Origin of the sequence: Rhizobium sp. L43 (assembly GCF_002531725.1) — a bacterium.
GTDB lineage: Bacteria > Pseudomonadota > Alphaproteobacteria > Rhizobiales > Rhizobiaceae > Rhizobium.
This window is the reverse complement of the sequence record NZ_NWSQ01000033.1, coordinates 47,664-59,792: the sequence shown is the minus strand read 5'-3', so window position 1 is coordinate 59,792 and position 12,129 is coordinate 47,664. Positions and strand designations below refer to the sequence as shown.

At 63.3% G+C, this 12,129-nt stretch carries 12 protein-coding genes; 8 read left to right on the top strand and 4 right to left on the bottom strand.

Annotated features, from left to right (window positions below):
• Window positions 1-69 precede the first annotated feature (69 nt).
• Both CO667_RS29780 and CO667_RS29775 read left to right on the top strand, forming a co-directional pair.
• Window positions 70-684 (top strand): LysE family translocator, encoded by a 615-nt coding sequence (locus tag CO667_RS29780; protein ID WP_097621760.1) that lies wholly within the window; start codon window positions 70-72, stop codon window positions 682-684.
• A gap of 20 nt (window positions 685-704) precedes the next feature.
• On the top strand, window positions 705-1,631 hold the full coding sequence (locus tag CO667_RS29775; RefSeq protein ID WP_097621759.1) for a dihydrodipicolinate synthase family protein: 927 nt from the start codon (window positions 705-707) through the stop codon (window positions 1,629-1,631).
• On the opposite strand, the gene CO667_RS29770 is transcribed toward CO667_RS29775, so the two are convergent.
• Window positions 1,616-3,640, bottom strand: a complete 2,025-nt coding sequence (locus CO667_RS29770; protein ID WP_097621758.1) for an ATP-binding protein — start codon at window positions 3,638-3,640, stop codon at window positions 1,616-1,618. The genes CO667_RS29775 and CO667_RS29770 overlap by 16 nt on opposite strands.
• A 323-nt stretch (window positions 3,641-3,963) precedes the next feature.
• Here CO667_RS29770 and CO667_RS29765 point away from each other — a divergent pair, with 323 nt between their 5' ends.
• Window positions 3,964-5,754 (top strand): acetolactate synthase 3 large subunit, encoded by a 1,791-nt coding sequence (locus CO667_RS29765; RefSeq protein WP_097621757.1) that lies wholly within the window; start codon window positions 3,964-3,966, stop codon window positions 5,752-5,754.
• A 31-nt stretch (window positions 5,755-5,785) separates the two neighbouring features.
• Window positions 5,786-6,358 carry an acetolactate synthase small subunit gene (ilvN, locus tag CO667_RS29760; protein WP_097621756.1) on the top strand — a complete coding sequence of 191 codons (573 nt, stop codon included), beginning with the start codon at window positions 5,786-5,788 and terminating at the stop codon, window positions 6,356-6,358.
• Window positions 6,359-6,528: 170 nt separating this feature from the next.
• Here the strand turns inward: ilvN and CO667_RS29755 are convergent, their stop codons facing one another.
• Window positions 6,529-7,377, bottom strand: coding sequence for an aldo/keto reductase (locus tag CO667_RS29755; protein WP_097621780.1), 849 nt, complete (start codon window positions 7,375-7,377; stop codon window positions 6,529-6,531).
• A 153-nt stretch (window positions 7,378-7,530) separates the two neighbouring features.
• On the opposite strand from CO667_RS29755, the gene CO667_RS29750 reads away from it, so the two are divergent.
• Complete coding sequence (locus tag CO667_RS29750; RefSeq protein ID WP_097621755.1) at window positions 7,531-8,124, top strand: LysE family translocator; 594 nt, start codon at window positions 7,531-7,533, stop codon at window positions 8,122-8,124.
• Here the strand turns inward: CO667_RS29750 and CO667_RS29745 are convergent.
• Entirely contained in the window at window positions 8,116-8,592 is a 477-nt protein-coding gene (locus tag CO667_RS29745) for a DUF2269 domain-containing protein (protein WP_097621754.1), read from the bottom strand. The two genes, CO667_RS29750 and CO667_RS29745, sit on opposite strands and share 9 nt — an antisense overlap.
• A complete protein-coding gene (locus CO667_RS29740) occupies window positions 8,592-9,866 on the bottom strand; it encodes an SDR family oxidoreductase (RefSeq protein ID WP_097621753.1) in 1,275 nt (424 codons plus the stop codon). The genes CO667_RS29745 and CO667_RS29740 overlap by 1 nt, the downstream gene beginning before the upstream one ends.
• Window positions 9,867-10,198: 332 nt before the next feature.
• On the opposite strand from CO667_RS29740, the gene nthA reads away from it, so the two are divergent.
• The 3 genes from nthA to CO667_RS29725 are packed head-to-tail and all read left to right on the top strand — an operon-like array spanning window position 10,199 to window position 11,866.
• On the top strand, window positions 10,199-10,852 hold the full coding sequence (nthA, locus tag CO667_RS29735; RefSeq protein WP_097621752.1) for a nitrile hydratase subunit alpha: 654 nt from the start codon (window positions 10,199-10,201) through the stop codon (window positions 10,850-10,852).
• Window positions 10,849-11,508, top strand: a complete 660-nt coding sequence (gene nthB, locus CO667_RS29730) for a nitrile hydratase subunit beta (protein ID WP_097621751.1) — start codon at window positions 10,849-10,851, stop codon at window positions 11,506-11,508. The genes nthA and nthB overlap by 4 nt, the downstream gene beginning before the upstream one ends.
• Window positions 11,495-11,866 carry a nitrile hydratase accessory protein gene (locus CO667_RS29725; RefSeq protein ID WP_097621750.1) on the top strand — a complete coding sequence of 124 codons (372 nt, stop codon included), beginning with the start codon at window positions 11,495-11,497 and terminating at the stop codon, window positions 11,864-11,866. The genes nthB and CO667_RS29725 overlap by 14 nt, the downstream gene beginning before the upstream one ends.
• Window positions 11,867-12,129: the final 263 nt, after the last annotated feature.

Here is a 12,129-nt window from a genome sequence, read left to right as displayed (position 1 = left end):
CTCGCCCGATGGCGTATTCTTCGTCTTCGGGTGTGCCGTCCACGGGCGCAAACCTCTGGAAACACGCAAATGCAGGATCTTCTCGTCGTCTACATCGCCTACGCAATCGCTGCAGGCAGTCCCGGACCAAGCAACATGGCCATCATGAATGTGGCGATGCGGCAAGGGCGGCGACCGGCCTTGGTTCTCGCCGCCGGGGTGATCACGATGTCGACATGCTGGGGCCTGATCGCGGTCACCGGCATTTCGACGCTGCTGGTCCGCTATGCCCATGCGCTGCTGCTGCTCAAGATCGTTGGCGGGCTTTACCTCCTCTGGCTCGCCTGGAGGGCGGCCCGCTCGGCTGCCGCCCCGGACAGGCCGGCAGGTGAACTCGTCCGGCCTGACGCGCAACTCGGCACGCTCTACCGCCGCGGCGTTCTGATGCATCTCGGCAATCCGAAGGCGGTTCTGGCCTGGGTCGCGATCATGTCGCTCGGCCTCAAGCCCGGCGCTTCGCCCGAGATGGCCGTCACGGCGTTCGGCGGCTGCGTGCTTCTCGGGATTTCGATATTTGCCGGCTATGCCGTGCTGTTCTCTACGGCGCCGATGGTGCGCGGCTATGCGCGTGCGCGGCGGTGGATCGAGGGAAGTCTCGCCGTCTTCTTTGCCGGCGCCGGATCGCGCCTGCTCTTTTCCCACTGACCGAATGTCAGGATCAAACCATGTCTTCAGTTTCTCCGTTTCGTGGTCTTTCGGCCTTTCCGCCCACACCCGCCGATAGAGACGGCCGGGTCGACACGGAAGCCCTCAGTCGCCTGCTGGAACGCCTCTGCGACGCAGGTGTCGCGTCGATAGGCCTTCTTGGCAGCACCGGGATCTACGCCTTTCTCACACGCGAGGAGCGGCGGCGAGCCGTCGAGGCCGCGGTCGAGTGCGTTCACGGTCGTATTCCCCTCGTCGTCGGCGTCGGGGCTCTGAGGACAGACCAGGCCCAGAACCTTGCGAGGGACGCCGAGGCCGCTGGTGCCGATGCGCTTCTGCTGGCGCCCGTCTCCTACACGCCGCTGACCCAGGAGGAAGCCTACGAACATTTCCTCGCGGTCACCGGGGCGGCGAAGCTGCCGCTTTGTATCTATAACAATCCCGGCACGACCCACTTCACCTTCGGCCGGGAACTTCTGCAGCGCCTGTCCGACATCGAGACGATCAAGGCGGTAAAGATGCCTCTGCCTGTCGACGGCGATCTCGCCGGCGAGCTGGCGGCATTGCGTGACAGGACCAAGCTTGCAATCGGCTATAGCGGCGACTGGGGGGCGGCCGAAGCGCTGCTTGCAGGCGCCGACGCCTGGTACAGCGTCATCGGCGGCTTGTTTCCGCGCGTCGCCGTTGCCCTGACCAAGGCTGCGATTTCAGGCGACAGCGGCGCGACGCAGCGGCTCGATGCTCTCCTGCAGCCGCTCTGGAAAACGTTCAAGGAGTTCGGAAGCCTTCGCGTGGTCTATGCCCTGGTCGATCGTCTTTCGCTGGGCCAGGCAGAACTCCCGCGGCCGTTGTTGCCGCTCGGGCCGATGGACCGGCGGCGTGTGTTCGACGCGGTCGAGCCTCTGATCACGCTCGAGGGCGAGCGGAAGGCTCAATCCTTGTTGTAGAGGCTGCTCAGCGGTTTTTTCAGGATGCTTTCGCGCAGCGACGTGCCGGGCTCGCGGCGGGTGATCGCAGGCTGGTCCGTCGGCGGTGCCGGCCGGGGAAAGACAGGCTCCTCGCGGCGCATCTCGCGGCGCAGCGCATCCAGCCGGGGATCGATCGAGGGCGAGACGGTGGGATCGAGCCGCGGTGTCTGTGGCAGAAGTTCGCGCCGGTAGGATTCGAGCGACGCGGACGACGGTGCAGGCGGCACGTAGGGCTTTGCGTCCAGATCTTCGTCGGCGGCATCAGCCTCGTCGGAGCCAGTGACGGACGACGCGTAGCTCTGCTGGAAATTCGAGATGTCGGGTCCGACGGTTACCGCCCGCATGCGGGTGACGATCTTGCGCAGATCGACCGTATCCGGATCTTCCTCGCTGTGTTTGTTGTTGGCGCTGCTCGCCTTCGGCAGCAGGCTCTCGTCGACGCGGGAAAAGCGCATGCGCATCGGCACGCTGATCGCTTCGCCGAAGGCGATCGCCTCACCGTTGCCGATCGAGGAGATGAAGCTCGTCGTCGAGATCGACGAGTTCGGGATGGCCGAGCGGATGATTTCCTGGTCGCGGTCATTGGCAAGGCGCATGGCAAACAGAGTCGAACACTGCGACAGGATTGTCTGGTCGAGCTCACCCGGCCGTTGCGTGATGATGCCGAGCGAGACGCCGTATTTGCGACCCTCCTTGGCGATGCGGGCGATCGCCTGGCGCGTCGGCACGAAGCCGAGGCTGGGATCGGAGGGGATGTAACGGTGGGCTTCTTCGCAGACGACCAGCATGTGGATCGCACCCTCGCTCCACAGCGCCACTTCGAAGGCCATACGGCAGAGCACCGAGGCGACCGAGTTGACGACTTCGGAGGGGATGCCGGCAAGCTGGAAGGTGCAGATCGGTCTGCCATCGCCGGGGACGCGGAAGATCTGTGCGATTGTGTCGGTGATCGTGTCGCTGATCGTGTTGTTGGAGAACATGAAATGATAGCGCGGATCGTTGATCGCGGCGATGAGGCGCATCTTCAGCGAGCGCAGGAAGGGTTTTTCAGAGCGGCCTTCCAGGCGGCCGATGCGCTCGTCGATCAGCGCCAGCAGATCGGCCATGCGGTAGGGAACCGGCGTATCGGCAGTGATCGAGCTCTTTTCCGTCGTGCGGCGCACCAGCGAATTGTCGCTGCCGCGGAAGGCTCGCTTGGCCTCCGGCAGGATATCGCGCAGCATGTCGAGTTCTTCGGGCACCGGCGGGCGGCCGCGGAAGACGACTTCGGCGAATTCCTCTAGCCGCATCAGCCAGAAGGGCAGGTCGAGCGTATCGGTATCGATGGTGACGGCATGCTTGGGAAAGGCGGCGGCGAATTCGTTGTGCGGATCGAGGATCAGCACGCGCAGCTTCGGGTTCGCCGCGATCGCCTTGTGCAGCAGCAGCGACACGGCCGTCGATTTGCCGACGCCGGTGGAGCCGACGACGGCGAAATGCTTGGAGAGCATCGAGGGGATATGGATCGCCGCATCGATGCTTTCGTCCTGCGTCAGCTTGCCGATGACGGCTGTCGTGCCCTCGCCGGCATCGTAGATGCGGATCAGGTCGGCGGCGCGGATGCGGTGGGCGATGGCGCCGAGATAGGGATAACGCGAGATGCCGGTCGAGAATTCCTCGGTGCCGTCCTCATCGACGCGGACCTCGCCGAGAAGCTCGGTCTCGATCTTGAAAGTATTGTCCTCGCCTTCGCCCCAGGCATGGCTGCCGGTATTCATCTGATAGACGAGGGCGACGACGCGGTTGCGGCCGACGCTGATCGAAATCAGCCGGCCGACGGACCAGAGTTCGGTGAGATCCGTGCCGCCCTGTTCGGCGACGGCGGCAATCGTCGCCCTGGAGCCGCTGCATGCAACGACGCGGCCGAGAAAGCGATTTCCCGGCGCATGGCCATCGCGGCGATCATGCTCGCCTGCCTTGCCAGACGTGCGCAAGTCGTTGTTGAGCAAAGGGCTACTCCATGCGGTAGCGTAGAAGAATAAAGTCGATCCTTTAACAAATCCTTCATCCTATCGATTTTCGGGTGCGCGAGGCTGGGGCAGTTTTTTATTGCGGCATGCGTTGACGCTGCGAAATTTTCTGTCTATCACTTCCGACCATGAAAATCGCAACGGCTCTTATCGTGGTGGGAAAGCGCATGGGCAGGATGGTGTAACCATCCGGCGGTAGCCACCCATGCGCTAGATGACAGGCTCCTCCGGGGCCTTTTTTTATGCCCGAAATTCGGGCTTCCGGCCACAAACGCAAATCCCAGCATAAACGGAACAGACAGATGAGCACGGACAATCAGGCGGCAGGCAATCGGATGACGGGAGCGGAGATCGTTCTCAAGGCGCTGAAGGACAATGGCGTCGAACATATCTTCGGCTATCCCGGCGGCGCGGTCCTGCCGATCTATGACGAGATCTTCCAGCAGGACGACGTCAAGCACATCCTCGTCCGCCACGAGCAGGGGGCAGGCCATGCTGCCGAAGGTTATGCCCGCTCCACCGGCAAGGTCGGCGTCATGCTGGTGACCTCGGGCCCGGGCGCGACCAATGCGGTCACGCCGCTGCAGGACGCGCTGATGGATTCGATTCCGCTCGTCTGCCTGACCGGTCAGGTTCCGACCCCACTGATCGGCTCCGACGCCTTCCAGGAATGCGATACGGTCGGCATCACCCGGCCCTGCACCAAGCACAACTGGCTGGTCAAGGATGTCAACCAGCTCGCCGCCATCATTCATGAGGCCTTCCGTATCGCCCAGTCCGGCCGTCCGGGGCCTGTCGTCGTCGATATTCCGAAAGACGTGCAGTTTGCGACCGGCACCTATACGCCGCCCGCCGATTACGCGATCCAGAAGAGCTACCAGCCGAAGATCCAGGGTGATCTCAACCAGATCCATGCAGCGATCGAACTGATGGCGACTGCGCGCCGTCCGGTCATCTACTCCGGCGGCGGCGTCATCAATTCCGGCCCCGAGGCTTCCAAGCTGCTGCGCGAGCTGGTCGAGCTCACCGGTTTCCCGATCACCTCGACGCTGATGGGCCTCGGCGCCTATCCGGCTTCCGGCAAGAACTGGCTGAAGATGCTCGGCATGCATGGCTCCTACGAGGCCAACATGGCGATGCACGACTGCGACGTTATGGTCTGCATCGGCGCCCGTTTCGACGACCGCATCACCGGCCGTCTCAATGCCTTTTCGCCGAACTCGAAGAAGATCCATATCGATATCGATCCGTCCTCGATCAATAAGAACGTCCGGGTCGATATCGGCATCCGCGGCGATGTCGGCCATGTGCTTGAAGACATGGTCCGACTGTGGCGGGCGCTGCCGAAGAAGCCGGAAAAGGGCCGGCTCGACGACTGGTGGACCGATATCGCCCGCTGGCGGGCGCGCAACTCCTTCGCCTATACGAAGAGCAATGACGTCATCATGCCGCAATATGCGCTGGAGCGGCTCTTCGCCCACACCAAGGACCGCGACACCTACATCACCACCGAGGTCGGCCAGCACCAGATGTGGGCGGCGCAGTTCTTCGAGTTCGAGCAGCCGAACCGCTGGATGACCTCGGGCGGCTTGGGCACGATGGGTTACGGCCTGCCGGCCGCACTCGGCGTGCAGATCGCCCATCCCGATAGCCTCGTCATCGACATTGCCGGCGACGCCTCGATCCAGATGTGCATCCAGGAAATGTCGGCGGCGATCCAGCACGATGCGCCGATCAAGATCTTCATCATGAACAACCAGTATATGGGCATGGTGCGCCAGTGGCAGCAGCTGCTGCACGGCAACCGCCTGTCGAACTCCTATACCGAGGCGATGCCCGATTTCGTCAAGCTGGCGGAAGCCTATGGCGCCGTCGGCCTGCGTTGCGAAAAGCCGGATCAGCTCGACGACACCATTCTGGAGATGATCGAGGTCAGAAAGCCGGTCATCTTCGATTGCCGCGTCGCCAATCTCGCCAATTGCTTCCCGATGATCCCCTCGGGCAAGGCCCACAACGAAATGCTGCTGCCTGACGAGGCGACCGACGAAGCGGTCGCCAATGCAATCGACGCCAAGGGCCGCGCGCTCGTCTGATAACTAGGTAGAGTAGAGGAAACTCAGGACCATGAACGCACATCTACAGCCCACCGGCTCTGCCTATTTCATCTCGCCGGAGACGGCGGCGGTCGAAAGCCACACGCTTTCGGTTCTCGTCGACAACGAGCCCGGCGTCCTTGCCCGGGTTATCGGCCTGTTTTCCGGCCGCGGCTACAATATCGAGAGCCTGACGGTTTCCGAGACCGAACATCAGGCGCATCTTTCCCGTATCACCATCGTGACCCGCGGCACGCCGCAGGTGCTGGAGCAGATCAAGGCGCAGCTCGAGCGCATCGTGCCGGTGCATCGCGTCGTCGATCTGACGGTGCGCGCCCGCGAACTCGGCCAGGAACGGCCGATCGAGCGCGAAGTGGCGCTGGTCAAGGTGATCGGTGAGGGCGACATGCGCGCCGAGACGCTGCGCCTCGCCGATGCTTTCCACGCCAAGGTGGTGGATGCCACGATCGACCACTTCATCCTGGAGATAACAGGCAAGTCGTCGAAGATCGACCAGTTCGTGGCGATCATGAAGCCGCTCGGCCTCATCGAGGTCTGCCGCACCGGTATCGCCGCGATGAACCGCGGCGGGCAGGGGATGTGAGCTGGCATCGCCCCTTGCTCGGCGTCATCCTCGGCCTTGTGCCAGGGCTGTTCGGTGAGTGAGGAACGGAGAGGCTGCCGCAAAGTCTCTTCTCCCCAGTGGGGAGAAGAGGGAACCGAGAGGTCGCGGCATATTACCGGATAGGCGTGAACAGTCTAACCCGCTGGCGATCAAAGCATCTCCAGCGGCTTTTTTCTTGCCGGCGGCGGGAAGGCGGCGTCCAGCGCATCCCAGTCCTCGTCGGTGATATCAAGCGAGACACAGTCGCGGTTTTCCGCTGCGCGTGCGGCATTCGAGGTTTTCGGGATGACAATGACGCCGTCGCGTTCGAGCAGGAAAGCCAGCGCCAGCTGCGCCGGCGTTGCCTGGTAGGCCTTGGCGATGCGGATCAGCTCGGGATGATGCAGGATGTTTCCCTGCTCGATCGGCGAATAGGCCATGACGGGAATCTTGCGGCTCTGGCACCACGGCAGCAGATCGAATTCGATGCCGCGGCGGGAGAGATTGTAGAGCACCTGGTTGGCGGCGACATTCGCGCCGTCTGGTACCCTGAGTAGTTCTTCCATGTCGTCGGTGTCGAAGTTGGAGACGCCCCAGGCGCCGATCTTGCCGGATGCCTTCAGGATTTCGAAGGCGGCGACAGTCTCGGCGAGCGGATAGTTGCCGCGCCAGTGCAATAGATGGAGATCGATGCGATCGGTGCGGAGCCGTTCGAGACTGCGCTCGCAGGCCTCGATCGTGCCTTTCAGGCTGGCGTTCCAGGGATAGACCTTGCTGACGATGAAGACCTCGTCGCGCCGTCCGCTGATCGCCTGGCCGACGATCTCCTCGGCGCCGCCGTCGCCGTACATTTCGGCGGTGTCGATCAGCGTCATGCCGAGATCGATGCCGGTTCTGAGGCTTTGGATTTCGGCGCGCGCATGGCCGGCATCTTCGCCCATGGCCCAGGTTCCCTGGCCGAGCGCCGGCACTTGCGCGCCGTTCGGGAAGGTGATTGTCGGGATCGGGTCGTCTTGCATGATCTTTTCCATTTTGGTGGAGATTGCCGTCAATTCTTATCTTTCAAGTAATCCTGTCACCATGACAATGATGTCATGGCATCAGCAATTTAGGACAGCTACATTGACCTAAATGAAACCGGCTACGAAGGATGGCCGGTCCCGGGAGGTTTCATGCCGCTGGATACGTTTCTCGCCCTCGTTCTCTTCGCCTTCACGACATCGATCACGCCGGGGCCGAACAATATGATGCTCTTCGCCTCGGGCGTGAATTTCGGCTTCCGCAGGACGATCCCGTATATGTTCGGCATCGGCGTCGGCTTTTTCTCGCTGCTGATAGGCGTCGGCCTTGGGCTCGGCGCGCTGCTGCACACGGTGCCTGTAGTCTATACGGCGCTGAAATTTGCGGGCGGCGCCTATCTCGTCTGGATCGCCTGGAAGATCGCTTCCTCGCGTTCGCTCAGCGACGGCAAGAGCGGCGTCGAGCCGATGTCGTTCTTTTCAGCGGCCGCCTTCCAGTGGATCAACCCGAAAGCCTGGGTGATGGCGGTCACCGCGATGGCGACCTATACCAATCCGGAGCTCTATCTCGTCAGCGTGCTCATCGTCGGCCTGGCCTTCGCGGCCGTCAATGTGCCGAGCGTTTCGACCTGGGCAGGTTTCGGTTCGGCGCTGCGGGAATGGCTTTCCGATCCTGCGCGGCTGAAATGGTTCAATATCAGCATGGCGGTGCTTCTGGTGGCGAGCCTCTGGCCGATGCTAAAATAGAGCGATCGCCGGTTTCGTCAGCATCAGCCAGAGAATGCAGACGACAGCTGAGAAGGCTGGAAAGCCGCAGGCGAACCAGATGCGGTAGAGGCTGAAATAGGCGGGCGGCAGAGCGCTTCCCGACATTGTTGCGGCGCGGGCAAGATCGCGCAGCCGGATCTGGATCCAGACGACCGGCAGCCAGAACAAGCCGGTCACGACATAAAGCAGCAGCGACAGGGCAATCCAGCCTTCCCAAAGATCCCAGCCGATCGATCGCGCCAGCAGCGTGCCGGTCACCGGCTGGAGAATGGCTGCGGTCGCGGTGAAGACCGTATCGGCAATGACGACGGTGCCGGAGACATGGGCGATCAGGACGGGATCACGGGTGCGATGTGCCATGACCATGAAGAAGGCGATGCCGGCGCCGGTGCCGAAGAGCACGGTCGCGCCGATAACATGGGCGAGCAGCAGCGATTCCTCAAGCATCAGCGTTCGTCCAGGGTGGCAAGGGCTGTGAGGGTCAGCAGGATCGACGGCTGCACCTTGACGAGGACCCCAAGCGGATCGAGCCAGAGCACGGGTTCGAGCAGGCTGGCGCCGGCGAGATAGGCGAGCGACACGCCAAGCATGCCGAGAAGGGCGCGTTTCGCCAGGGGACGGACAAGCACGGCGGCGCCGAGCGCGATGTCGATGAGGCAGGTCGCAAGCGTCGTCATCGTTGCCGCCGCCTCCGGCATGAACGGCAGGAAGTGGGCGGATGTCTTCTCCAGCGACAGCAGCGGAAACAGGCCGGAGAGCAGCCAGAAGGCGGAGAGGCCCGATATGACGAGCGGTTTCAGGAGATAGAGGCGGGCAAACCAGAGATCCTGCACGCCGGAAGGGTTGGCTGCGAGCGTTGCCGCCGCCGATGTGGCGGCAAGCCCGCTTTCTCCTCTGACGCTTCGTATGCCCTCCGACATGACGGTCATTGCCGTTGAGCGCAGCGGCGAACGCCAGCCGAGCAGGCCCGCCATATCGGCCAAGCGCGTCACGGGCTTTGCAAGCCACGGGGCAAGAGCAAACACGCGGGCAGGCGGCAGGCCTAGCCATTGCCGATGAAGGCGGACGAGATCGGCGAGCGTCAACATCTCGTCGGCGGCAAGAACAATATCCCCGCGGAGATCGCCTGCGACCGCCCGCGACACGGCTTCCGCCACGTCGTCCACGGAAAGTGTTTCGACCGGGCTTTCGGCATGGACGAGCGGCAGCGCCAGGGGGAAGGCGGCAAGTGCGCGCAAGAGCGACGAGCCGCCATGGGCATTGCGGCCGAGAACGAGGGCGGGGCGCAGTATGAGATGAGGCAGGCCGCTTGCCGCCAGTGCTTCGTCGGCCCGCCGCTTGGTGGCGAGAAAGGGCAGGTCGCCTGCCGGGCCTGCCGTCCTTGCGGATATCTGCACGATCAGAGGGCGCAATGAGCGTTTGGCGGCGGTGTAAAGCGCCAGCATCGCCTCGGCCTGCGTGGCCGCCAGATCGTCCGACAGACCGTCCTGCAAAGCGCCGGCGCAATTGACGACGGCGTGCTGGCCTTGGAGAAGATCGTCCCAGTCCTCGGGCTTCGTCATGCGTGAGAGATCGGCCTGGCGCCAGCCGATTGCAGGCTGCTTCAAGCGCGCTCGCCCGGGATTCCGGCCGAGGCCGGTCACGACGTAGCCGTCGGCCACGAGCCGGACCGCGACGACGGAGCCTATGAAGCCGGTAGCGCCGAGAATCAGGATGTTCATGGCAGGAGATTAGCGGAAAAGTTTGAAGGGGATAGGAGGGCTTGGCGGGCGCGTTGTGTGTGATAAAAAGAGGGAGGAATGCTTCGAAGGAGAACGGGGCTCGCCTCATTCCCCCTTCTCCCCCGGCGGGGAGAAGATGCCGGCAGGCAGATGAGGGGGCGAGCGGCGAAGCCGCGAGTGCACGAAGCGTAAGCGAAGGGCAACCATTACGGACGTGCCGTGCGGCCCCCTCATCCGACCCTTCGGGCCACCTTCTCCCCACCGGGGAGAAGAGGGAGCAAGCCGCGAACTCTGCCTTTCCCTTCAGGCCGCCGTACCAGGAGGACATTGCCTTGCACGATCATGACCACGACGACGAACATCACCGCGATAATCACTATTCCGACATGCAGGCGGGCGTGAAGGCGCTGGAAACGCTGCTGACCGAGAAGGGGCTGATCGATCCGGCGGCGATCGATGCGATCGTCGAGACCTATGAGACGAAGGTGGGGCCGAGAAACGGCGCGCATGTCGTTGCCAAAGCCTGGAGCGACGCCGATTTCGCCGAGTGGCTGAAGCGCGATGCGACGGCGGCGATATCAAGCCTCGGTTATACCGGCCGGCAGGGCGAGCATATGCGCGCCGTCTTCAATACATCAGAGACCCATAACCTCATCGTCTGCACGCTCTGCTCCTGTTATCCCTGGTCGGTGCTCGGCCTGCCGCCGGTCTGGTACAAGGCGCCCGCCTATCGTTCGCGCGCCGTCATCGATCCGCGCGGCGTGCTGGCCGAATTCGGGCTGACGCTGCCGGAGGACAAGAAGATCCGCGTCTGGGATTCGACGGCGGAGTTGCGCTATCTCGTCATTCCCGAGCGGCCGACAGGCACGGAAGGCATGGACGAGGTCGCACTTGCCGGTCTCGTCAGCCGCGATGCGATGATCGGCACGGCCGTTGCAGGCAGCTCGAAGGTCTCGGCTGCCGGCAGCCCGGAGGCTCTGCCATGAACGGACCGCATGATCTCGGTGGCCAGATGGGTTTCGGGCCTGTCGCGCCCGAAAAGGACGAGCCCTGTTTCCATGCCGAATGGGAAAAGCGGGCGCTCGGCATCACGCTTTCCTGCGGCGCTTTCGGCGCCTGGACGATCGATGAGAGCCGGCATGCGCGCGAGAACATTCCGCCGGCCGATTACCTCGCCGCCAGCTATTACGAGATCTGGATCCGCGGCATCGACACGCTGCTGGAACGGCACGGCTTTGCGACGCGCGAGGAGCTGTTGTCCGGGCGGAAGCTGCAAGATGGGACGGCGCCGAAGCGGGTGCTGAAGGCGGAGATGGTGCCGGCGGTTCTGGCGAAAGGCGGGCCTTGCGATCGTCCTGTCGAGGCCGCGCCGCTCTTTGCGGCCGGCGAGCGCGTGAAGACGAGGAATTTCAATCCCGCGACCCATACGCGGCTGCCGCGTTATGCGCGCGCTAAGATGGGCGTGGTCGAGGCGGTACAGGGCTCTTTCGTTTTCCCTGACGACAATGCGCATGGCAAGGGCGAGAACCCGCAATGGCTCTATACCGTCGTCTTCGACGGCGGCGAAATCTGGGGCGAGGGCGCGGACTCGTCGCTGACGGTCTCTATCGATGCGTGGGAGAGCTATCTTGAGCCTGTGTGAAACGCCATCGCAGCTCTCGCAATCACCTGATCTGCCGAAGTCGCCGGAGGGCGACCCCGTCTTCCCGGAACCCTGGGCTGCCGAAGTCTTCGCCATAACCGTGCATCTGCACGAGAAGGGTGTCTTCACCTGGAGCGAATGGGCTGCGGCGCTTTCGACCGCGTTGCACAGGCCCGGCCGGGCCGAAGACGGCAGCGATTATTTCGACTGCTGGGTGGAGGCGCTTTCGGACCTGCTCGTCAGTCACGGCGTGGCGGATGCCTCCGCCATCCTCGATCTGCAGAAGAGCTGGCAGCGGGCGGCCGAAGCGACGCCGCATGGGCATCCGATCGAGCTTGCCAACGATCCGCTGCTTTAGAGCCTTTCCGGGTTAGATTGCAGCATTCTGCCGGAGCAGGTTTTCGTCAGGGCAAAGGCGATTGGCGATGGGCATACCTCTTGGTACGTCCGAGCCGATCGCCTTTGATCCTGGCGGAAAGATGCCCGGCCCTTCGGGTTGGCTGAAACGGGCCGGCTGATCGACCGGCCGGCTTGGCCGTAAAGCTGGGCTACGACGCGCGCCGGCCGGTCGACCACCCGACTCCGTTTGAGCCAACAGAATGCTGCAATCTAACCCAGAAA

Excerpts from the sequence above, each read along its gene's own strand:
- CO667_RS29765 (WP_097621757.1), top strand. The coding sequence starts at position 3,964 with ATGAGCACGGACAATCAGGCGGCAGGCAATCGGATGACGGGAGCGGAG.
- CO667_RS29750 (WP_097621755.1), top strand. The coding sequence starts at position 7,531 with ATGCCGCTGGATACGTTTCTCGCCCTCGTTCTCTTCGCCTTCACGACA.
- CO667_RS29740 (WP_097621753.1), bottom strand. The coding sequence starts at position 9,866 with ATGAACATCCTGATTCTCGGCGCTACCGGCTTCATAGGCTCCGTCGTC.
- CO667_RS29745 (WP_097621754.1), bottom strand. The coding sequence starts at position 8,592 with ATGCTTGAGGAATCGCTGCTGCTCGCCCATGTTATCGGCGCGACCGTG.
- CO667_RS29780 (WP_097621760.1), top strand. The coding sequence starts at position 70 with ATGCAGGATCTTCTCGTCGTCTACATCGCCTACGCAATCGCTGCAGGC.
- CO667_RS29755 (WP_097621780.1), bottom strand. The coding sequence starts at position 7,377 with ATGCAAGACGACCCGATCCCGACAATCACCTTCCCGAACGGCGCGCAA.
- nthB (WP_097621751.1), top strand. The coding sequence starts at position 10,849 with ATGAACGGACCGCATGATCTCGGTGGCCAGATGGGTTTCGGGCCTGTC.
- CO667_RS29775 (WP_097621759.1), top strand. The coding sequence starts at position 705 with ATGTCTTCAGTTTCTCCGTTTCGTGGTCTTTCGGCCTTTCCGCCCACA.
- ilvN (WP_097621756.1), top strand. The coding sequence starts at position 5,786 with ATGAACGCACATCTACAGCCCACCGGCTCTGCCTATTTCATCTCGCCG.